The organism is Arthrobacter sp. CAN_A2, from assembly GCF_015752045.1.
Taxonomy (GTDB): domain Bacteria; phylum Actinomycetota; class Actinomycetes; order Actinomycetales; family Micrococcaceae; genus Arthrobacter_D.
Window position 1 is genome coordinate 270,129 of sequence record NZ_JADOUS010000001.1, and the last position, 22,610, is coordinate 292,738.

Sequence of the window (22,610 nt, forward strand, 5' to 3'; positions counted from 1 at the left end):
CGAATGACGACCCCCACCACGAGGAGACTGAGTGATCGACCATGCTGCTCGGGTCGGGCCGCCGAAACGGGCGAAGGTCGGCAAACCGCAGCGCCGCGACATCCAGGCGCTCCGGGCGCTGGCCGTCCTCCTCGTCGTCGTCAACCACTTCTGGCCGGATCTCCTCACCGGCGGTTACGTCGGGGTCGATGTCTTCTTCGTCATCTCCGGCTACCTCATAACGCAGCACCTGCTCGGCGAGCTGAAACGCACCGGCCGGATCAGGCTGGGACAGTTCTACGCCCGGCGAGCACGACGTCTCCTGCCCGCTGCACTGCTCGTCGCCCTCCTGTCCCTCCTCGTCGCGACGGTCTACCTGCCCACGGATCGGCTGATATCGATCGGACGGGAGACCATCGCCAGTACCCTGTACGTGGAGAACTGGTCCCTCGCCGCACAATCCGTCGACTACTCGGCGCTGAATAACCAGGCGTCCACGGTCCAGCACTACTGGTCGCTGTCCGTCGAGGAGCAGTTCTACCTGGTGTGGCCACTCCTCCTGATCGGCGTGTATCTCCTGGCGAGCAGGCGACGCTCACCGCAGACCTTCGTGCTGGCCGCACTCGCCGGGGTCGGCGCGGCGTCGTTCGCCTTCTCGATCTACCTCACCTACACCAGCCGGAGCGAAGCCTATTTCGTGACGCCCACCCGGGTGTGGGAGTTCGCCGCCGGCGGTCTCATCGCCGCAGCCGCCTCGACCTGGTTCTCCGACGAGCGATACCCCGTGCGCCTTCAGGTCGCGGGCCTGGCCCAGTGGACGGGGCTGGGCCTCATCGCCGCCTCCGCACTGATGTTCGACGACTCGACCTACTTCCCGGGTTATCTCGCGGCGGTTCCGGTGGTGGGTACGGCGCTCATCATCGCCTCCGGCCCCCGATCACCGCTGTGGTCCCCCAACACCCTCCTGGGTGTCACCGCCGTCCAGACGCTCGGGAACATCTCCTACTCCCTCTACCTCTGGCACTGGCCCGTCCTCATCCTGCTGCCGTGGATCATCGATCGTCCGCTGGATGCCTCCGATCTCCTCCTGGCGGTCGTGCTGTCCGTGATCCTCGCCGGACTGACGAAGAAGTACGTCGAGGATCCGGGACGGTCCCGCCTCCTGCCGGGCGCCTCGCCACGACGGATCATGGTCGTGACGGTGGCGGCGACCATGACGCTCACCCTGATCTGCGCAGGGCTGATCGTCGGTGCCACCTTCACCCAGGCGACAGAAGCACGGCGGCTCGATGCGCTGTCCGGAGGCGACTGCTTCGGCGCCAAGAGCCTGTCCGCGGTCACCTGCGAGCAACCGTTCGGGCCGCCTGCCGTGACGGGTGTCGGCGACGAAGAAGCCCCCTGGTTCACCGACGAGCAGTGCGGCCCCCACCCCGACCCGATCGTCGTCGGTGACGACAGGCTCCTGACCCTGTGCGACTTCTCGGACGGCCGGGAGGGTGCCGAGACCGTCTGGCTGATCGGCGACTCCCACGCAGAGCAGTGGAAGGCCGCGATCCTCCCCCTGGCACGCGAGAACCACTGGAGGCTCAACATCAGCCTTCTGGGCGGGTGTCCGTACGTCGATGCGAAGCGTTCCGCATTCATGGGAGCCGAGACGACCGACGGGAAAGTGCAGCAAAGGTGCCTGGAGTGGAGCCGGTCGGTCTCGGACCGCGTCCTCGCAGCGCCACCCGACGTCGTCTTCCTGTCCTCCTTCTCGGTCGGAGAAGAGATCGACGACGGCACGGGCCGCCCGCAGCTCGATCAGTACCGGACGGCTTTCTCGGACCGCGTGGTTCCCTGGACCGCACGGGGCACGGAGATCTATGTCATCAGGGACACCCCGCTCACACTGGATCGCTCGACACCGGAGTGCCTCGCCCGCAACGAGGAATCACCCCTCGACTGCGCGAACCCGACGTCGCAGGCACTGCCTCCCGATCCGGCCGCCGAGGCGGCACGCACGCTGGAGGAACCGGGCATCCGCGTGATCGACCTCTCCGACCGGTTCTGCCCGGACGACACCTGCTATGCAGCCATCGGCGGCCTCCACGTCTACTTCGACCGGGACCACGTCGCTCGGAGCTATGTCCGCTCGCTCATCCCGGACTTCGCCGAGCGGTTCGCCGCCGTCGCGTCCTAGTCCTCGGCGGAGGCCGACGACGCCTGCCGCGCCTGTCGCCGCGACCGAAGGAGGAACAGCACCACCAGCAGTGCGACGACCGCAGCAACCTCGATCAGGCCGGCGGTGAAGCTGAGCGGGACGAGGCTGAGCATCATCACGACGCCCACCTGCAGGCCGAAGCCGCCCAGGAACAACGCAAGGGGTAGGCTCCTGCCGGAAGGCGTACGGAAGACCATGGCGTAGGTCAGCAGGCCGAGGCACATGAACCCGAGCACCTGGATCACGGCCACGAGTACGAGGTCGGACTCCGAGGCCGGCCAGTAGGCGAGCAGGGTGACGACCACCAGGACACCGGGCGTCACGAAGGCGAGGCGCCGGGTCCCGTTGGCGATGTACAGCAGGTTGGAGGTCACGAGGAACAACGCGTACCCGATCGACACCAGCGGGAGCGTGATCGCGATCAGCCAGACGAGCCCGGGTTCGGTCGAGAGGACGAACGATCCCACGGCTGCTCCGGAGGACGCGAGAAGCCCGATCCCCACTGCCCACAGCACGGCTTCGCGGGACACGCGCCGTGTCTCTCCTACCAACTGGTCCTGTCCGGCGGACATCATCCGGGTGGACCAGGCGTTGTTCAGGGCGTTCAGGATCGTGATCGGGCCCAGCGCGAAGATCAGGACGGTCCCGAAATGACCTGCGTCCTCCACGGTGGCGGCAGCGGCGAGGATCAGGACGGACCCCTGCGTGAGCAGCATGAGCGCGCCCGTGTGCGGCAGCAGCGGGCCCGCGATCTTCAGCGATTCGCCGCTCGATCCGGGCACCGTCCACGGCAGGCGCGGCCGCGCGAGGACGAGCGCCGCGATTCCGGTAGCCAGGACAGCGAGGCTGTACGCGCCGAGATAGACCTCGGCGGTGGGCGCGATGAGGATGATGCCCAGCAGACCGAGGAGATTGGCCAGGACGGATGACCCGATGCTCAGCAGCACGAAACGCCCCGGACGGTTCTGTGCGCGGAGAACCGCCTGCGAGCCCAGGACCGTTCCGAGGACCCCGACGCTGACCACTGCCAGGACAGTGGTGGAAGCGACGCCCTCCTCCGTCAGGGCACCGAGGCCGACGAGGCAGAGCACCGCTGCGAGGGCCAGTGCCGCCGAGGCGATGGCCATGAAGCCGTACATCCCGCGGGAGCGGTCCTGTCCCCGCTCCTTCGCGAACCAGAGGTTCGTGATGGCGAGTGGCAGGCCCGCCGAGATGAGGACCACCAGGACCTGGATCGTCACCACCGACGTCGAGACGTATCCCCATTGCCGTTCGTCGAGGATCCTGACGGCGAAGGGCTGGATGAGCAGGAGCCCCAGGCCCTGGAGCAGCGATCCGACGAGGTACCACGTGCTGGAGACGCTCCGGTCGGCCTGCGCAGGCCGTGGCGTGGAGGACCTACTGCGCATCACTATCTGGCGAGGGCGTGAGCGGTCAGCTTGCGCATCCCGCCCCACATGCGGCGTCGCGCCACCTGAGGCAGAAGGGTCAGTGCGTGGAGCCGGGACGACGCGTGCCGGCTCGCAGCCGTCGCTGCCCGCTCCCATCCGAGCTTCCGGAAATCCTTCACGCACTCGTCGAAGAAGGCGCGTTCCTCGGCGAACCGGCGGCCGTCGAGCGCCCGCACCGAGGAATCGGATTCGCGATGGCGCCTGTAGAGGAAGCAGGTCTCCGCCAGGACGAGCATCTTCCCGCCCGACATGATGATGTCGGTCGCCAGAGCGAGGTCCTGCACGACGTCGTACTGTTCCCGGAAGCTGTGGCGCTTGATGGCTTCGGACCGCCAGGCGAGGGACGGGAAGTACAGCCAGTCCCCCGTGAGGAGGCTCGCGGCGAGCGGCTCGCCCTTCACGACCGCACTCGCACTCTCTCCCACGAGCCGACGGCGCAGGTAGCTCTTGACCCGATCACCCACCGGCTCGTAGACGGTGCCGTTCTCGTCGATGACGTCCACGCCGGGCTGGATGATGTCCACGGACTGCCCCGAGAAGCCTTCGTGCACCACGGAGAGGTAGTTCGGGAGCATCAGGTCGTCGGCACCCATGATGACGACGTAGTCGTGCTCGATGAGGGACAGGCACTTCCGGTAGTTCGCGTTCGCGCCGAGGTTGACCTCGTTCCTGAAGTACCGGACGCGATCGTCCGATCCAGTCAGCTCGTCGAAGTAGGCGGGCAGCGAATCGTCCGGGTACCCGTCGTCGACGATGGTCAGCACGAAGTCACGGTATTCCTGATCGAGGACGGACTGTACGGCCGCCTTCATCATCGCTACATCCCCGTAATAGGGGAACATCACGTCAATAGTCATTGGTCTTTCCTCTGTTGGTCAAAGTTCATCGGGTTGTCGGTCCGGTCGCGAGGGACATTGGTGGCATTCGAGCCGCTCAACCGCTCCACCGCCGAACGGAGGATCGAGACTTCTTCTGCGAGGATCCGGGTCTCGTCCTCGAGGATCGTCAGCTCGCGGGATACGTGCAGGGAGACTCCCAGGAGGAGGAGGATGGCCAGTGCGAAGAGCAGGTTGGCCGGGACGATCACTCCGACCGCGTCTGCCGCGAATTCCAACATGCTGGGGAAGAGCGCCAGGACGATCGACAGGCTGCCGATGACCAGCCACAGGATCGCATACTTCTCGCGCAGTTTCCCGTTCCGCAGCATCACGAGGACGGCCACGACGATGAGGATGGAGGAGAACAGTGAAAGTGCCACGCTCATGCTGGTACGGGTCCTTCTCCTGCTATGTCCCCGGTCGAGGGAGCCTGGTAATCACGCGGAGTCCTTCTCCGGGCGAGGGCGAAGCACAGGACCAGCCCGGACCGCGCGAGGTAGATCGCGGCTTTCCACGGGCTCTGGCTCGGGGTGCCGGCCTGACGCGGCCTCATCTCCACGGGCACCTGGGTCACCGTACAGCCCGACTTGAGCGCGACGACGAGCGAATCGACCGTGTCACCGAGGTACTCCGCCGGGAAATGATCGATGTACTGGTGCAGTCCGCGCTGGTTGACGGCCCTGAACCCGGAGGTGACGTCGGTCAGCCTGGTCCCCGCCACACGCGAGATGACCATGGCGAGAAGGGACATCGCCCAGCGGCGCGGTCCTTTCGCCTGGTAGTCCCCCTTGCCGGCGAACCTCGCTCCGATGGAGATGTCGGCCGTGTCCAGTCCCCTCACGACCTTCGCGATCTCCTCGGGCATGTGCTGACCGTCCGAGTCGACCTGGATCACGCCCGAGTAACCGTTGCGGAGTGCGTACTTGAAGCCGGTGCGCATCGCACCGCCGACTCCGAGGTTGAACGGGAGCCTCAGTACGACGGCGCCGGCCTCCGCCGCGATCCTCGCCGTGTCGTCCCGTGATCCGTCGTCGACCACGAGGATGTCCATTCCGGGTTCGACTCGTCTGATGTCCCTGATGGTGTCGCCGATCGCCTCTGCTTCATTCCAGGCAGGCATGACGATCAGGATGCCGGAAGGCGGTCTGTTACCCATGATGTGCAATCATAGCAATAGGCGTCGCGACCCCGGTGCTAAGCCCGTGGGAGCCGCGAATCATGGTCTGGTGCGCCTCGAGCAGGCCACCGGATTCCCCGGCTCGGGAGGGCCACGGAGGGTAACGATCTTCTCGTAGGGCTACCGCTGTGTCCTCCGAACGCGGCCCTCAGAACCACGACGAGGAGAATGACCATATGAGCTGGTGGGCCACTGCCCCTGCCTTCGCGAGCACGGTGCTCGTATTCTTCGGGCCGGGACTTCTCGTCCTCGCGGCAGCCGGCGTCAGGGGGCTCAGCCTCGCCGCCCTGTCGGCCCCGATCTCGATGTCGATCGGCTCGTGCCTTGCAGTGGTGCTGCCCTTCATCGGCGTGCCGTACAACCCGGTGTCCTATCTGGGCTTCTCGGTGTGCCTCGCCGCAGTGGTCCTGCTCGCGCGCCGGCTGCTCCTCACGAAGGGTTCCGCGGGCCTCGCATCGATCCGCCGTCACGGTGACCTGGAACTCGTGGACAATCGGCCGATGGTGCGTGACGGACTCCCTACCTGGATCACGAGGATGCTGGTGCCGGTAGCCATCGCGTTCCCGGCGCTGATCATCGGAGGCCGGTACATCGCGGCGTTCGGAGCCCCGGACAACTTCTCGCAGACGTTCGACAATGTGTACCACCTGAATGCGATCAAGCACATCGCGGAGACCCAGAACGGTTCGTCGCTGAGCCTCGGGAACCTGACCGAGGCCTCCCAGGCCTTCTATCCCGCCGCCATGCACGATCTCATGGCCCTCGTGGTCATGATGACCGGCACCTCCGTGCCTGTCGCCGTCAACGTCGGCACGATCATCCTCGGGGCCCTGGTGTGGCCCCTGTCCTGCGTGTTCCTGATCAGCCGCGTCATCGGATACCGCCCCATCCCCCTGCTCGCTGCCGGCGTCCTGTGCGCGGGCATGAGCGGCTTCCCCTACATGATGGTCGCGTTCGGGGTCCTCTATCCGAACCACGCGGCGATCGCCCTCCTGCCGGCTGCCCTGGGGCTGGTCGTCGAAGCCCTCGGTATGACGCCCGGGCGTCGTCGCTCACTCTCCATCTCGGCCGTGCTGCTCGCGGCCGCGGTCGTTCCGGGCCTCGCTCTCGCCCACCCCAGTACGCTCCTCGCCCTCATGGCGTTCGCCGGACCGGTTGTCGCGGGGAGGGCGGTGAGGGAGTTCCAGGGACGCCGGGACGGGACGGGCGTGCCGTCGCGCCCCGCGCTGTGGGCCATCCTCTTCGTCGTGTATTCGGGCGTCACGCTCGTCGCGTGGTTGAAGGTCCGACCATCACTGGCCTTCGCCCCGTGGACACCCTTCCAGACCAATGCCCGTGCGATCGGTGAAGTACTCGGAAGTGCGCCGATGGGTGCGACCACCGCGTGGGTACTCCTGATCCTGACCGTCGCCGGGATCTACGTCGCGGCCCGGCAGTTCCGGGACATGTGGTGGATCCTCATGATGTTCGTCATCGGCGGAGTGCTGTACATGGTCGTGTCAAGTTGGAGCCTGGGATGGTTCCGCACCTTCCTGACCGGTGTCTGGTACAACGACAGTTTCCGCCTCGCGGCGCTGCTTCCCGTCGTCACCCTTCCCCTGAGCGTCCTCGGGGCCGAATGGCTGACGGGTCTCCTAAGGCGGACCGGGACGAAGCGGATCGCGGACGGCGAGGGCATCGACAGCAGCACGGGCCCCTCGCCCGTGGGGCGGGCGCGACGCGCGGTCCCCATGGTCCTGAGCAGTCCGGTCACCGCCGTGGCGGCCGTCCTCGTCCTCGGGCTGGGGACCCAGGGCGGAACCCTCGCCGGCGTCCAGACCCGCATGGAGGAGGTCTTCGCCCTCGAGGAGGAATCTCCCCTCCTGACCACCGATGAGCTCGCTCTCCTGCAGCGTGTCCCCGATCTCGTCCCGGCCGGAGACGTGATCGTGGGCAACCCCCGGACCGGCGCGTCCCTCGTCTATGCCCTCGCGGATCGGCGCACCATCGCCCCCCATATCTTCGGTGACCGTACGGACGCCGAGCAGACCCTCCTCGATCACTGGGACGAGGCCGGTTACAGCGTATCGGTCTGTGATGCCATCACGAGCGAAGGCGCCGTCTGGGCTCTTGACTTCGGCGATCAGGAGATCGTGCCGGGCGACGAACCGTACATCGGCCTCCGGGCCCTGGAGGACGGGAGTGCCCCCGGCATCTCCCTCGTCGCGGAAGAAGGCGACGCCCGCCTCTACCGTGTCGATGCCTGCACGGAGTCGTGACGCGAAGCCCTGGCGCCCTCGTCGGGGATGCCCTTCGGGTCACGACGTCGGTGAAGACTGCACATCCTCGCGGATGAACCTGACCACCGTATTGCCTGTCCCGTCGAAGCGCTCATCCTCGCGATAGCCGAATGACTCGAGCGTCCGCTCCGAGGCGACGTCACCCCTCGCGTGCACGACCCAGACGACATCGTGCGGAAGGACCTCGTCCTTCACGGCATCGAGGTCGAACCTCTGATCGTAGATCCTGCCCCAGTCATCTGCGCTCGTCCCGACCGTGACATCGACCAGGCCGGCGAACGAATCCCGGTACGCGATTCGACCGAGGCCGGCGTCCACTGTCAGGACCACCGCTTCCCCGGCTTCGGCCTCATCCCTGAGGGTGTCCGCCACGAACCGGAAGTCGTCCCCCGGGCTCCTGCCGTACTCCGTCCGCTGGCCCAGGTAGGACGGGAGGGCCAGGACCGCGACGGCAGCCAGCACGCCCACCGCGGCCCGATGATCCCGGCTCGACGGCGTTGCCCGCCGTTCACCACGGGTGGCGGACCCATCCACGGTGAGCACCGCCGCTGCTGCCAGGAGCGGAACGGACGGGAGGACGAAGGAGAGGTAGCGCGGAAGATAGTACGGGGAACCGAGCATCAGGGACCCGCCGATGACGCAGAGCAACGGGACGACGAGCAGAGGCAACGCCAACCTCGCGGCGAAGTGTTTCCGGAGTCGCACCGCTCCCGCGATCGCCATGCCCCACAGGAGCACAGCGAGCCCGACCATGGTGATGTTCTCGCCCGGGGTCGGCACAGGGGCGATACCGCCGTCGAGCATGAGGTAGGCGTCACTGAAGAATTGGAGCAGGACGACCTCGGAGATGACGCCGCTGTCGATCGGGCGTATCCAGGCGATCTGGAACTGCTGGCTCGTGCCGATCGCGGCAAGGAGGGCCGTGGGGATCAGCCACGCCGGGCTGGTTGCCAGGAAGGGGCGCCAGTTCTCCCGCAATCTCCGGTCGAGGCAGACGGTCACGGCATGGGCCACGAAGACGAGCACGGTGTAGAAGGAGAGCAGGGTCGCCAGCAGGCCCGCCGCAGCGTAGCCGACCCAGAACCGCCGCTCCGGCACCTCGCGGGCCCGGACGAGGAAGTATGTCGCAGCAACGCCGGCGGCAAGCGCCAGGGCGTAGGAGCGGGCGTCAGTGGCGACGTACTGGGTCCTCGGCAGCAACACCATCAGTGCGGCCGCCGTCAGTCCGTACTTGAGGCTTCCGATCCGCCGTCCGATGGCGACCACCAGCCCCGCGGACACACCGACGGCCAGCAGGCTCGGTAGGCGCAGGGCGAACTCGGACAGGCCGAAGAGTGTGGCCCACCCGCGCATGAGGAGGTAGTAGAAGCCATGGACGGCATCGATGTTGCCCAGCATCCGGAACAGGTCAGGGAGGCTGCGATCGATGGCGCTGATCGTCGCCGCTTCGTCAACCCAGAAGCTAGGGGTGCGCATCCCGACCCCGGAGTAGACGGTGGCCAGGACCGCGACAAGGACAGCAGGTCGTGTTGTCCTTTGCACGTGTCAAGTAAACCATGCACCGCTGATCCACCGGCGACCAGGGTGTGTCCGACGGTGTCGGACACACCCCGGAACCGGGCTACTGGCGCACGTCGAACGCGGCCTCTGCGAGGATGGGGACGAAGTTCCGCGCCAGCCATTCGATACTGAGCGGTGACACCATGATCATCGCGGCGCCCATCTCGTCCTTCGGGGCGAGGACGGTCTGTTGGGTGGGATCGAGATCTCCCGCGAGGTCGTCCGCCAGCCCCTGGGCCCGCCGTCGTTCCGCGACGAGGACGAGGACCTGGGCGCGCAGTTCCTCCGCCCGGTCGCGGGGCCATCGGACCTGTCCGACCCGGCCGAAGACATCGTCCACCAGCTCGTCGGCCTCCTCGATGCCGGCCGGCAGCTGCGCGAGGCTCATCCCGAACTCCTCGAGGATGCTCACAGGTCCGGACGTGGCACCGTAGACCCCGAGGTCCGCCCCGGCCGCGGGGAAGGCCTCGACGACCAGGAAGGTCGTCCCGGGCAGATCCGGATAGTCGGAGACCGACGCGGTGATGCGCTGCTCCGTCTCGCGGATGAGCTCCGCACCCTGGTCGGACCGACCGAGCGCCAGTGCGACCTGCTCGACCGTCTCGCGCCAGGAGGGCTTCCCTTCGGTCATCCCGTGGACGACCGGAGCGATGCCGGACAGCCGGCTGTACTGGTCGGGCGTGAGGTCGGCACCGAGGGTGAAGATCAGGTCCGGTTCGAGGTCCTCGATCGCGGAGAGGGCCAGGTCCACCTCGTCGGGGTAGAGGACCGGCATCATGGCCTCCTCGGCGACGCGCTGCAGGTTGTACCAGGGCGTCGCGTTCGATCCCGGCATGCCGAGGGGCGCGATTCCGAGCGCGAGGCAGACATCCGCGGCCGCGAACCCGAAGGTCGCGATGCGCACCGGCCGTTCATCGACCGTGGTCACCCCGAACTGGTGCGTGACATCCACCGGGAACATATTCTTCCCGGCTCCCTGGCTCTCGTCCCCGCCGGTGCACGCGGTGGCGATGAACGGCAGTCCGAGCATCCCCAGGACGACGGCCCGTCGGCTCACCACCGGACGGATCCCGCCGGCGCTCTCATGTCTCAAAATTCTTCCCTCTCGTGAAATCCTGGCATTCCGGCCCCTCCTCGTCCCCGGCGACGACCGACGGACGATGGCGCTCCCTAATGATCGCTTGCGCGCTGTCTCAGTTCCGAGACGACGGATGCCACGTCGCCGTCCTTCACGAGCCGTCCGTTCTCGAGGAGGATCCCGCGTTCACACACACTCGACACCAGGTCGAGGTCGTGGCTCACGACGATCAGGGTCTTCCCCGCCGCGGCGAGCTCCCTGATCTTCGCCAGGCACTTCCGCTGGAACGGCTCGTCCCCGACCGCGAGGATCTCATCGACCAGGAAGATGTCCGGATCGGTGTGGACCGCTATCGAGAACGCGAGCCGAAGGTACATGCCGGACGAATAGAACTTCACCTCGGTATCGATGAACTCGCCGATCTCGGCGAACTCGATGATGGAGTCGAACCGCTCCTCGATGTCCTGTTGGGACATGCCCAGGATGGCGCCGTTGAGGTACACGTTCTCCCGCCCGCTGAGGTCGTGGTGGAAACCGGCGCCGACCTCGATGAGCCCGGCGAGGTGTCCTCGCGTGCGGATGACTCCCGCATCCGGTTGGAGCACCCCGGAGATCAGTTTCAGGAGGGTCGACTTGCCCGACCCGTTGAGTCCGAGCAGGGCGACCGTCTCCCCCGTCCGGATCGTGAATCCGACGTCGTCGAGCGCGTTGAACTTCTGGACGAGTTCGCCCCTCCGCCCGCGGACGAACCAGACGAAGGCCTCTTTCAACGAGCGGGTATGACGCAGGACGAAGCGTTTCCGCAGGCCGGTGGCGACGATCGCGTCGGTGGGCATGCTCAGAGCTCCTGGGCGAAGTTGGCCGACAGGCGTCGGAAGACGAACTGCCCGAGGACGAGGGTCAGCAGTGAGACGACCACGGCTACGGGCACCCACAGACCGAGGAGGTCGGGCATCAGCGCGGGACCCGCCGTCGGGTCCTCGAGGGTGGGGACCCAGAAGCCGAGATGGAACAGTTCGACCGCGACGGTCATGGGATTCATCTGGTACAGGAAGAACCACCGGCCCAGGGCGTCGCTGACGAGGACCCAGCTGTACAGGACCGGTGACGCCCAGGTGACCACCATGAGGATCATGTCGACGAGGTTCTCCGCGTCCCGGAAGTACACATTGACCGCCCCGAACAGCAATCCGAGTCCGCTGGCGAGACAGGCGACGATCAGGAAGCCGACGATCACCAGGAGCAGCTGCAGGAGATCCGGACGCCAGCCGACGATGAGGCAGGCGCCCGCGAGGACGAGTGCCTGCGGGACGAAGTGCACGGCCGAGACCCAGACCGCGGAGATGGGGAACAGCTCGCGAGGGAGATAGATCTTCTTGATGAGATCGCGGTTCTCCACGATCGATCGCGTGGCGTTGCCGAAGGCCTCGGTGAAGAAGTTGATGAGCACGATCCCCGAGAACAGGTAGATCGCGTAGTTCTCCGTCGTCCCCTGCAGGTCGAGGAAGATCCCCAGTGCGACGTAGTAGACGGAGAACTGCAGGAGCGGCTTCAGGTACGACCACAGGAGACCGAGGACGGATCCGCGGTAGCGGACGTGGATCTCCTTCCGGACGAGCAGACGCAGGAGGAACCGATTCTTCAGGACTGCCGCGAGCCCGCCACCAGCACCGGGTGTCTGCATGGCACTCGGCAGATCCGCTGCGGATCCTCGCATGCCGTTGCTCAATCTGCCGTGTCTCCCTCGATCTCCTTGGAGAACCGGCGGAACGTGACGTTCCAGGCCTGGCGACTGGTGAATTCGGGGAGGGCCCCGCTGTACTGTTCCCGCAGCGCGGACCAGTTGCTCACGAGCTTCCAGTGCCGGGAGAGCGTCTTGCCGAGCAGGGAGAAGAACAGCGAGCGGTCCCTGCGGTACCACGACACGCCTGTCCCGTCCGACGCGGTGACCAGCGCCGAATCGAAGCGGGTGAGGCGCCACCAGCGCGCATCCATGGCGGGCACCTCGACGGCGGGCCGATCAGCCGCATCGGCGGGGACCGGTCGCCACTGCGAGACCAGGGCGAGGCCCGCGCGGACCAGCGACTCGAGGACCGTCGCGGGCTCCTGGATGTTCTGGTGGCTCTTCCGCTCCCGCACTTCAGGGAAGTCGGAACTGTTCGGCGAGACCCGGGCATCCGTGAACTCGCGCCGGGCCGCCCTGACCCATTGCAGTCGCTCCCCCAGGGTGGCATGGAGGTGTGCGGGTCCGTCGAGGACGTCGTCGAGGGCCTTGATCCGGACGGCGACCGCGGAGTACTGCATCGAGAGGAGGTGCCGGACGTCGAGTGCGAGGCTCTCGAAGGGCATCCTTCCTCCGCGGTCGAAGGGAGAGTGGCTGAGTGCCGCGACCCAGCGGTTGCGCTGGTGGTAGTAGGCCTGCCAGTCGATCGTGTCGTCCTTCTCCGTCCAGGGCATGTGCCATACCGCTGCTCCGGGGAGGGTGACAGTGGAGAAGCCCGCCTTCTGGGCGCGCACCCCGTATTCCGCGTCGTCCCACTTGATGAAGACCGGCAGGGCGAGGCCTATCTCACGGACGATGTGCAGCGGGATCAGGCACATCCACCAGCCGTTGTAGTCGACGTCCACCCGTCGATGGATCCACGGCGTCATCCGGAGATTACGCTCGGAGAAGTCGTGGCCTTCGAGGCTCTTCGCGGCCGGTCCCCAGAAGAAGCGTCGACGGTCCACCTGTTCGCCGAACGTGTGGAGGACGGCCCGCTCGTAGAGGTTGAACATGTGACCGCCGACGATCGTGGGATCGGTCGTGTAGTTGGCGAAGTGCAGGGCGCGGAGGATGCCCTCCGTCTCGATGCTCACGTCGTCGTCGAGGAGGAGGACGTAGTCGCTGTCGTCGGCGCGCAGGGCTTCCTCCATCCCGCGTGCGAACCCGCCCGAACCGCCGAGATTCGCCTGTTCGACGAGCCGGAACCGCTCACCGAGCCGTGCCGCGGCCGCTGCGTACGCGGCCTGGCCCGTGACCCTGTCGTCGCCCTGGTCGACGATGATCAGGCGATCCAGGACCTCGAGCAGGTCCGGGTCATTCGCAAGGGTGTTCATGTGCCGCACCGCGTACTCGGGGCGGTTGAAGGTCGTGACCGCGATGGAGAGGGACCCCTGGCTGCGCGCCGAAGCGGCGGACACGGACCAGTCAGCCCGCGACAGCGTCACTTCCTCGTCGTGTGCGACGAGGTCGAACCAGTACCAGCCGCCATCGACGAACGAGGCCAGCGGCAGATCGAAGACGAGCTCGCCGCTGACCGTCGTCGTCGCGCTGTCGACCCTGTTGGAGGTACCGCGGGGACTCGAGCGGTAGACGATGACCGACGCTTCGCAGCCGGCCTCGATCTCCACCTCGACGCGAAGCCGGACGGAGCGGACGGGTGTGTGGCGGCGCCAGTAGCTGGCCGGGAACGCGTTGAAGTAGGTGCCGAGGGAGACCCGCCGATGCGCCGGCAGTTTCAGGCTCGTGCGTCCGGCGATGAAGTCGGACCTCTGGTGGCTCAGGACGGGGAATGCCGGTGTCGTCTTGGGGGCCCCGAGACGGATCGCCCGTCGGGAGGGGTCCACGACGCGACGCGCCGGGTTGAAGTCCACGTAGAGGGGCAGGACGTCGGTGTCACCTTCGACCGGGAGCACGACCTTGTGGACGACCTGGTACTCGGTGACGTCCGACCCGTCCCTGCTGCTGATGTCCTCTGCCGCTCCGATGGTCATGCGTCGACACCGCCGCTTTCGAATTTCTGCCCGCTCGTGAAGTGCGGCGTGACCTTGTTGTCGAACATGGAGAGGGCGGACCCGATCGCCATGTGCATGTCGAGGTACTTGTAGGTGCCGAGGCGGCCGCCGAACAGCACGGACTTCTCGCCCTTCGCCAGGTCGCGGTAGGCCTGGAGCTTCGCGCGGTCGTCGGAGGTGTTGATCGGGTAGTACGGCTCATCGCCCTTCTCGGCGAAGCGTGAGTACTCCCGCATGATGACCGTCGCGTCCTTGGTGTAGTCGCGCTCCGGATGGAAGTGGCGGAACTCGTGGATGCGGGTGAACGCGGAGTCCTCGTCGGGGTAGTTCATCACCGAGCATCCCTGGAAGTCCTCGACCGGGAGCACTTCCTCCTTGAGGTCGATGGTCCGCCAGGACAGGTCGCCCTCCGCGAAATCGAAGTACCTGTCCACGGGCCCGGTGTAGATGACGGGGACCTGGCCGAGCGTCGACGAGCGCGAGTACTCGTGGCCCTCGTCGAAGAAGTCGGTGTTGAGGTGGACGTCGATGTTCGGGTGGTCCGCCATGCGCTCGATCCAGGCCGTGTAGCCGTTGACCGGAAGCCCCTCGTACTTGTCGTTGAAGTACCTGTTGTCATACGTGTAGCGGACGGGGAGGCGGGAGATGATCTCTGCCGGCAGGTCCTTGGGATCGGTCTGCCACTGCTTCCCCGTGTAGTGCTTGATGAAGGCCTCGTACAACGGGCGCCCGATCAGCTGGATGCCCTTGTCGTTCAGGTTCTGGGGGTCCGTGCCCGCGAGTTCGCCGGCCTGCTCCTGGATCAGCGCCCGCGCCTCCGCGGGGCCGAGCGCGGAGCGGAAGAACTGGTTGATCGTGCCGAGGTTGATCGGCATGGGGTACACCTCGCCCTTGTGGCGGGTGTACACCTTGTGCACGTAGTTCGTGAATTCGGTGAAGTTGTGGACGTAGTCCCAGACGCGCTCGTTGGACGTGTGGAAGAGGTGCGCCCCGTACCGGTGGACCTCGATCCCGGTGCGGGCCTCGTTCTCGCTGTACGCGTTGCCACCGATGTGGTGCCGACGGTCGAGCACAGCCACCTTGAGGCCCAGCTGGGTGGCCGCTCTTTCCGCAATGGTCAGGCCGAAAAAGCCCGACCCGACAACAACGAGGTCAACGTTCACAAGTGCTCCTGAATTGATTCTGACGACGGACATGCCCGCTTAAGGCTACCCGACGGAAGCCGACGGCCTTCCAACCGGGTGGGCGGCAGGACCTCGACGGGCACGGCGGCCGCCCTACAGACGTACTGTCTCGTCGAAGCGCTGGGTGAAGATCGGCAGCATGGATCTGAGGTAGGTGGCGCTGACATGGTTGGCATCGATGTACACGAAGACATTGCCGACGACGGCCGGGCAGGTCTCGTCCCGGCACAGGTAGTCGGTGAAGTCCAGGAAGGCGACGTTCGGGGCCTGTTCGAGCAGTTCGGCGACCGGGGGCTGGTCGCCGAGGGTGGCAGCGCGGGCCGGGTTGCACGCCGGGCTCTCCGCGCCCTGTGTCTCGACGCAGAGCACCCTGCTGGTCTCGAAGCGCGGGTTGTCCCGGACGGCCGCCACCCGGATACCGCGGTCGTCGAGCATCCGTACGGTCTGGGCGAAGCCCGCCGGGAGGACGTCCTGCGGGTCGTCGCTCCGGGCGACCGTTCCGACGGTGTAGACGAGGTCGGGCGACTGCTCCAGGACGTAGTCGGTCACCGCAGCGTTCCATTGCTCGCACTCCGGCGTGCGACCCTCCGGACCGGTCCCGTACTTGCATCCTCCCAGCAGGACGAACGTCATCTTCCAGCCCCGCTCCTGGGCCATCGCGGCCAGCGGGACCGACCACTGCTGGGAATGCGAGTCCCCGACGACGATGATGTCGCGCACGGGCGTGGAGGGAGGCGTGATGACATAGCACTCACTCCGGATCAGCGCGTCGTCCGGTTCGTCCTCCCCGGCACACACCCTGTCGAGCTGGAAGTACTCCTTGCTCATCTCGGTCGTCGCGGGGATCGGCGGCACGCCCTCGGGGGCGGACAGATCGAGGAGCGGGTCCAGCACCAGCGCGCCCGGATTGTTCGTATCCGCATTCGCGGCGATGTCCCGAGCCTGCTGGGTGATGACGTGCTGCCAGCCGGCCAGGGGCGCGGCGACGAGCGCAACGGTCACGGCCAGGACCATCACCGCGCGACGACGTCGCTTGTCCGCCCATGCCAGGGCCCGCATCGGACGCTCCACGAAGCGCATGGTCAGGTAGGCGAGGACGAGCGACACCGCGATGACGATGAAGCCGCCCAGGATCCCCGGTGAGGGCCTGTCCCGCCAGACGAGGGCCAGCACCAGGACCGGCCAGTGCCAGAGGTACAGGGCGTAGGACAGGTCTCCCACCCGGACCAGGGGTTTCGCCGACAGGAAGCGGTCGGCGCCCATCGCGCTGCCGGTCTGGCCGGCGACGATCACCAGTGCTGCGGCGAGCAGCGGCCACAGGGCGACGTACCCGGGGAACTGACCCTGGACATCGAGGATGAAGCCGCCGCTGAGCATCGCGACGACACCCACCCAGCCCGCAAGGACGCGCAGTGCGCGCGGCAGTCGGATGAACGGCAGGGCCAGGGCCAACAGGGTTCCCAGGGCGAACTCCCAGAGGCGGGCACGGGTGTCGAAGTAGGCGTAGGCCTGGTTCGTGTACGTCTCCCAGATCGAGAACCCGAGCGAGGCGACGAAGACGGCCCCGAATACGAGCAGGACGACCCCGCGGACCCTGAGACGGAATCTGCGGGCCAGCAGCGCGCTGGCGAGGAACAGCAGGGGCCACAGGATGAAGACCTGGCCCTGGACCGAGAGGGACCAGAAGTGCTGCAGGGGGCTGGCGAGGCTGTGATCGTCGGCGTAGTAGTCGACCGCGTTCGAGGCCAGGACCCAGTTCTGCAGGTAGAACAGGGACGCCCATGACTGTTCGATGATGTCGGGCCACCGCGACGGCGGGACCAGGACATAGCTCGCTCCGACGACACCGACGATGACGACGACGACCGCGGGCAGGAGCCGCTTGAACTGGTGCAGCCAGTGCCGCGCGAGATCCAGGGGCTTCCCCGCCTCGACCTTCCGCAGGAACGACAGGGACAGGAGGAAGGCGGAGATCAGCAGGAAGATGTCGACGCCGCCCGAGACCCGACCGAACCAGATGTGGTAGGACACCACCATCAGCACGGCGAGCGCACGAAGGCCCTGCACCTCGGGACGGAAACCGCGGTCGGAGCCGCCGGATCCACGTCGGGGAGCAGCGGTCGGACTCGCCTCAGCGACAGCCATGGAGGTTCTTCTCGGTAGACACGATGGTCGATTGTACCGGGGCAACCCACGTCATCCGTGTACGCCGCAGTGGGTGGGCCACGAAGTGGCCAGGTCCGGGTACCCTTGGCCCGCGGCAGGGCGGTTGTCCACATCGACGGGCCCCCGATCGGGGCCCGCCCGATCCGACCATAGCCTCGGGAGGAGTCTCCCAGGAGGTTCCGGATGGATCTGCACGTCACCCTCGCGGGCGCTCCCCCCACCGCTTTCGCACCTCGGGAGATCGTCGTCGACACCGAGGCCCTCCGTACCGGCGCGGTGCTGGCGGCCCGGCTCGTGTCGGCCGGATACCAGGGGCCGTTCACGGTGGACGGACGACCGCTGGCCGCCCTCCTCCCCCACTCCGCCGAGTTCACGCAGGGTGCCGTCATCGTCTGCGGGGCGCCGCCGGGTCCCCCCGCCGTGGCATCGCTCCCCCACCTCGCGTTCGTCGTCTGCTCGGGTCCGGATGCCGGCCAGGTCATCCCCCTGACGCGTGGCAGCTACGTCATCGGACGCGCCGCGGCCGACATCACCCTCGCCGATCCGGCCCTTTCCCGGCATCACGCCCTGCTCACCGTCACGGAGGACTCCATCCTGCTCGAGGACCTCCGATCGGTGAACGGGACGTTCGTCGACGGCGAGAGGACCACGACAGCGGGCATCACCGGCGCGACGGACCTGCGGATCGGGGGCAGCCGGTGCCGTATCGCGCTGGTCGACGACCCGGGATGGACGGCAGGGGACCCCCGGGACGTCCTCGAACCCCTGTCCGTCGTGGCGGAGCTGCCGGGCAAGCCATCGCGCGTCGTCGTCCTGACAGCACTCCTGCCGCTCATCCTCGGGGCCGTCCTCGCGCTGACCACGGGCCTGTGGTTCTTCCTCGCGTTCAGCGCACTCTCCGCCGTGACCGGACTCGTACCGCTGATGACGTATCGCCGGAAGGCGGCCGCCTTCGCGAGCGCGGTGCGCGATGCCGCGGGGAAGGACCGCGCCAGGCGCGAGAGCGCAGCGCCCGATCCCGGACGGACCGGGTTCGAGGCCGTCCGTGCCGGCCGCCATCCGCCGTCGGGGGCGGTCCGGGCTGCAGGGCCGGAGCCGGAGCTCGTCCTGCTGCGGCTCGGCCTGGCGGACCAGCCGGCGAATCTCACGGCCGCACGGGCGGAGTCCACGTTCGAACCGCCGACGCTGGACGCCGTCCCGCTCCTGCTCCCGTGTTCGCGGGCCGCAGACATCACCGGCAACACCTGCACCGCCCCTTTCACGATCACCGGTGACGCCGAGGGAGTACAGGGCGTCCTGCGGGCTCTCCTGCTCCAGGCGGCCCACCCGCGGTCGGGAGCCCCGACCCTCGTGTGCTGGGGACCGGCCCGCGACCTCCCGCACCACGCACGCTTCCTGCCGAACGTGCACCTCACGCACGACGAAGGCGTCCTCGCCTCGCTCGCCGCCCGGGCCGCCCTCCTGCTGGTCTTCCAGCTCTCCGGGGACCTCCCCGGGCTCGCCGCGGCGAACGTCTGCGTCATCCGCTTCGCCACCGGCCCCCCACCCGAGCGGGCCCTCACCGGAAGCGATGCAGGCCCCGGCGGCTCGGGGATGATGCTCACGGCCGGAGCCGCCGGTGCCCGCCTGGGCGGCCGTGACTACGAGGTCCTTCCGGACGGCGTCTCGGCCCGGACCTTCGAGCGCACCGCCCGGGCGCTCGCCCGCGCGGCGGCACTGGACCCGGCCGCGTCGGCCGACCCCCGGAGAACCCGGCCCACAGCGCTGTCGGCCCTCCCGGAATCCGCCTCCCTCTGGTCGGAGGACCTGATGCCGGACACCCTCGCGGCAACGATTCCAGGCAGGTGGACCACGTCCGACGGCGAGCACGCGGCCGCCCACGTGGGACGGTCCGGGGACGGCCCGCTGTCGATCGACCTGGCGAAGGACGGTCCACACCTGCTGGTCGCCGGCACCACCGGTTCCGGGAAGTCGGAGTTCCTCCGGACCCTTGTGCTGGGACTCGCCCTGAACCAGCCCCCCGAACACCTGGCGCTGCTGCTGGTCGACTACAAGGGCGGTGCCGGTCTCGGTCCGCTGGGGTCCCTCCCGCATTGTGTCGGCAGCCTGACGGACCTGTCGTCCGAATCCACCGGACGAGCCCTGACATCGCTCCGAGCGGAACTCCGCCGGCGGGAACGCCTGTGCTCCGAGCACGGCGCCCCAGGCCTGGACGGACTTCGCCGCATCGCGCCGGGAGGCTGTCCGCCACGACTGGTGATCGTGATCGACGAGTTCCGGATGCTGAGCGATGACGTTCCGAGCGCGATCCCGGATCTCATGAAGATCGCCTCGCTCGGCCGGTCCCTCGGAGTGCACCTGGTCCTGGCTACGCAACGGGTCCAGGGCGCCGTGACCCCGGACATGCGGGCGAACATCACCTCGTCGGTCCTCCTCCGGGTCCAGGCGCCGATGGAGTCGCAGGACCTCCTCGGGACGTCGGCGGCGGCCGACATCCCCGTCGACACCCCGGGGCGGGCCTTCCTGCGCCGCGGGTCGGAGGCCCCGATCGCCTTCCAGGTCGCATCGTCGCGGGACGTGCCCGCAGCGACGCACATCACCGGCTGGCAGGACCTCGCCACCCACATCGGGGGCGCATCACCCGATCCGGCCCGGGTGGCCACCCCCGTCGGCGGGACGGCCCTGTCCCCGCGCGGCGGCACGGTGCTCGACCGGGCGGTCGATGCGCTGCGTTCCGCCGCGGGCGGGACCGCCGCCCCGCGGGCACGCCGGCCCGTCCTGCCTCCCCTGCCCGCCGCACTCGCAGCCCGGGACTGCGAAGGCTTCCTCCCCGTCACGGCGGAGAGCGGAGCCCCCGGCGCCCCCCGCGGGAGCGGTGGGATTGCACTCGGCATCGTCGACTTCCCGGACCGCCAGGAGCAGCGCCTCCTGTTCTGGCGACCGGAGCAACACTCCCACCTCGCGTTCATCGGGCTCCCGGGCAGCGGCGCGACCGAGGCCCTAGCGGCGATTTCCTCCTGCCTGCCGGTCGTCGACCCCGACGTCCACCTGTACCTCCTCGACGGCGACGGAAGTCTGGCCGGTTGCTCCGCGCGCCCGCACGTGGGTGCCTATGTCCGCTCGGACGAGACGAAACGCGCCGGCCGTGTCCTCGAGAGGCTGGTGGGCCTGGCGGATGGTCGGGCCGGAGGCGGTCCGCGGGTCGCCCTCGTCGTCACCGGGTGGGGGCGGTGGAGCAGCCAGTTCCGCCAGGGCCGCTTCGCTCGTGCCGAGGACGACCTGCAGTCACTCGTGCGGGATGGCGCTGCGCGCGGTGTCACGGTCTGCATCGCCGGAGACAGGGAGCTGACCACGGCCCGGTTCTTCGCCCTCCTCCCGAATCGTGTCTATCTTCCATTCGGGGCCCAGCCGGAGACGACGCTGACCTGGCCGAAGATGCCGCCCATGGATGCCGTCGCGGGCCGAGGCTTCGCCCAGGGCCGCCTCACCGGCAGCTGGGGTGACGGTACCTGCCAGCTCGTGCTGGTCGCCGCCGGCCGCCGGCCGCCGTCGCCTCCTGACACCCCCTGCCCGGGCGCCGTTTCCGGTCCACCCGCTGCCGCCCACCGTCGAGGTGACCCGGCTTCACCCGGGATCCACCATGGTCCCGCGGCGGGCATCGATCGATCTCCCCCTGGGCCTGTGCGGGGACGACCTGCATCCTTATGCGGTCAGCCTGCGCCCCGGCGAGATCTTCCTCGTGCTGGGCCGGCCGAAGACCGGACGCACCACGGCGATCCGGGTGCTGGAGGATTCGGCATCCCGGCTCCGGCCGTGTCCGACCGTCCTCACGCCGCCCGACCGCGGGCCGCACGCGGACCCCGTGGGGTACTGGCGGGGCCTCGCCGAGCGGGGTGCACGCCCTGCGGCGAGGGACTGTCTCCTGCTCGTCGACGACGTGGACCACCTTCCCGCGGACCTCCAGCAGTTGCTCGTCGGGTGGGTGGCGCAGGGAGCCGCCGCGGTGCTCACCGCCGTGCCGGGGCCTTCCCTGATGACGCGGGCGCCCCTGACGGCACACGCACGCGGGCTGGGGCGCGGCCTCGTCCTGTCCCCGAGGTCACCGGGCGACGGCGATTTCCTCGGGGTCCGCCTCGAACCGGACGGACCCCCGATCCCGGGCCGCGGAATCGCCTGCGACCCGTCGGGCACCGTCGACATCCAGGTGGCGGAGCTACCCGCCGACCGGTGCGGGGATTCCCCGGCGCCAGGAGCGCGCCCTCCCGCGGTGGGGCCTACAGCGTTCTTCCGGGCCCCGTCGTCCGGGTCGTGAAGTCGACGACGGGCTTCGAGAACAGCGTGACGATGACCGCGGCAGCCGGTGCGATGAGCAGGAGGCCGATGAGGGGATTACCGGCGGTGAAGAAAGGGAAAGCCAGGATCACCAGGAACAGCTGGACCACGAGGGAGGGCGATCGGGGCCAGCGGAAACCGGCCGCGAGTTTCACCGCCAGTGCCACCAGGCCCGCGGCGGCCAGCAGGAGCAGGACGGTCATGAAGACCGATCCCCCGACGGAGATGGGGTCGGCCCCGAAGACGGACAGCAGGAAACCCACCGACAGGGCGATGAAGACGATCGCCTCGAGCACCAGGACCGCGGCGATCAAAACGACGCCGGGCGGTCTGGCTGCACGCTGCGGGGCTGGATCGGTGGCCACTCTCGAACCCTACCCGACCCGCCGATGAGCGCAGTCGACAGCCATAGCAGGCATTGCTGTGACAAACCACTCACCCGTCGGTTCAATTAGACCGGTCAAGCCCTTGTTTACCGCTTGGTTACGTGACAGCCTTAATCTCAGTTGAATCCCGGGGGCCGAAATCGGCCCCTTTACTATGAGC

General features: G+C 68.0%; 14 protein-coding genes. 3 read left to right on the forward strand and 11 right to left on the reverse strand.

Annotation, left to right across the window (positions count from 1 at the left end; genetic code table 11):
- Nucleotides 1-31: 31 nt before the first annotated feature.
- Nucleotides 32-2,161: an acyltransferase family protein gene (locus IWX63_RS01250; protein ID WP_199276335.1), complete on the forward strand. Its 2,130-nt coding sequence runs from the start codon at nucleotides 32-34 to the stop codon at nucleotides 2,159-2,161.
- On the opposite strand, the gene IWX63_RS01255 is transcribed toward IWX63_RS01250, so the two are convergent.
- The 4 genes from IWX63_RS01255 to IWX63_RS01270 are packed head-to-tail and all read right to left on the reverse strand — an operon-like array spanning nucleotide 2,158 to nucleotide 5,667.
- The gene (locus IWX63_RS01255) at nucleotides 2,158-3,591 is read right to left on the reverse strand and encodes a lipopolysaccharide biosynthesis protein (RefSeq protein WP_199276336.1); all 1,434 of its coding nucleotides are present in this window, start codon (nucleotides 3,589-3,591) and stop codon (nucleotides 2,158-2,160) included. The two genes, IWX63_RS01250 and IWX63_RS01255, sit on opposite strands and share 4 nt — an antisense overlap.
- Nucleotides 3,592-3,593: 2 nt before the next feature.
- Nucleotides 3,594-4,490, reverse strand: coding sequence for a glycosyltransferase family 2 protein (locus IWX63_RS01260; protein ID WP_199276337.1), 897 nt, complete (start codon nucleotides 4,488-4,490; stop codon nucleotides 3,594-3,596).
- Complete coding sequence (locus IWX63_RS01265; RefSeq protein WP_199276338.1) at nucleotides 4,487-4,897, reverse strand: DUF2304 domain-containing protein; 411 nt, start codon at nucleotides 4,895-4,897, stop codon at nucleotides 4,487-4,489. The genes IWX63_RS01260 and IWX63_RS01265 overlap by 4 nt, the downstream gene beginning before the upstream one ends.
- Nucleotides 4,894-5,667, reverse strand: coding sequence for a glycosyltransferase family 2 protein (locus tag IWX63_RS01270; RefSeq protein WP_334685527.1), 774 nt, complete (start codon nucleotides 5,665-5,667; stop codon nucleotides 4,894-4,896). Before IWX63_RS01270 ends, IWX63_RS01265 begins: the two co-directional genes overlap by 4 nt.
- 197 nt (nucleotides 5,668-5,864) lie before the next feature.
- On the opposite strand from IWX63_RS01270, the gene IWX63_RS01275 reads away from it, so the two are divergent.
- Nucleotides 5,865-7,946 (forward strand): DUF6541 family protein, encoded by a 2,082-nt coding sequence (locus tag IWX63_RS01275; RefSeq protein WP_199276339.1) that lies wholly within the window; start codon nucleotides 5,865-5,867, stop codon nucleotides 7,944-7,946.
- A gap of 39 nt (nucleotides 7,947-7,985) precedes the next feature.
- On the opposite strand, the gene IWX63_RS01280 is transcribed toward IWX63_RS01275, so the two are convergent.
- From IWX63_RS01280 to IWX63_RS01310, 7 genes are all read right to left on the reverse strand, one after another.
- On the reverse strand, nucleotides 7,986-9,509 hold the full coding sequence (locus IWX63_RS01280; RefSeq protein ID WP_199276340.1) for a glycosyltransferase family 39 protein: 1,524 nt from the start codon (nucleotides 9,507-9,509) through the stop codon (nucleotides 7,986-7,988).
- Between the two features lie 79 nt (nucleotides 9,510-9,588).
- Entirely contained in the window at nucleotides 9,589-10,620 is a 1,032-nt protein-coding gene (locus IWX63_RS01285; protein WP_199276341.1) for an ABC transporter substrate-binding protein, read from the reverse strand.
- 77 nt (nucleotides 10,621-10,697) lie between these two features.
- On the reverse strand, nucleotides 10,698-11,441 hold the full coding sequence (locus tag IWX63_RS01290; protein ID WP_199276342.1) for an ABC transporter ATP-binding protein: 744 nt from the start codon (nucleotides 11,439-11,441) through the stop codon (nucleotides 10,698-10,700).
- A 2-nt stretch (nucleotides 11,442-11,443) separates the two neighbouring features.
- Nucleotides 11,444-12,322 (reverse strand): ABC transporter permease, encoded by an 879-nt coding sequence (locus tag IWX63_RS01295; protein WP_334685528.1) that lies wholly within the window; start codon nucleotides 12,320-12,322, stop codon nucleotides 11,444-11,446.
- Between the two features lie 8 nt (nucleotides 12,323-12,330).
- The gene (locus IWX63_RS01300) at nucleotides 12,331-14,361 is read right to left on the reverse strand and encodes a glycosyltransferase (protein ID WP_199276343.1); all 2,031 of its coding nucleotides are present in this window, start codon (nucleotides 14,359-14,361) and stop codon (nucleotides 12,331-12,333) included.
- Nucleotides 14,358-15,545 carry a UDP-galactopyranose mutase gene (gene glf, locus IWX63_RS01305; RefSeq protein ID WP_199276344.1) on the reverse strand — a complete coding sequence of 396 codons (1,188 nt, stop codon included), beginning with the start codon at nucleotides 15,543-15,545 and terminating at the stop codon, nucleotides 14,358-14,360. The genes IWX63_RS01300 and glf overlap by 4 nt, the downstream gene beginning before the upstream one ends.
- 114 nt (nucleotides 15,546-15,659) lie before the next feature.
- Nucleotides 15,660-17,711: an acyltransferase family protein gene (locus IWX63_RS01310; RefSeq protein WP_199276345.1), complete on the reverse strand. Its 2,052-nt coding sequence runs from the start codon at nucleotides 17,709-17,711 to the stop codon at nucleotides 15,660-15,662.
- A gap of 204 nt (nucleotides 17,712-17,915) precedes the next feature.
- Between IWX63_RS01310 and IWX63_RS01315 the strand changes: the two genes are divergently transcribed.
- A complete protein-coding gene (locus IWX63_RS01315) occupies nucleotides 17,916-22,457 on the forward strand; it encodes an FtsK/SpoIIIE domain-containing protein (RefSeq protein WP_199276346.1) in 4,542 nt (1,513 codons plus the stop codon).
- Nucleotides 22,458-22,610 lie beyond the last annotated feature (153 nt).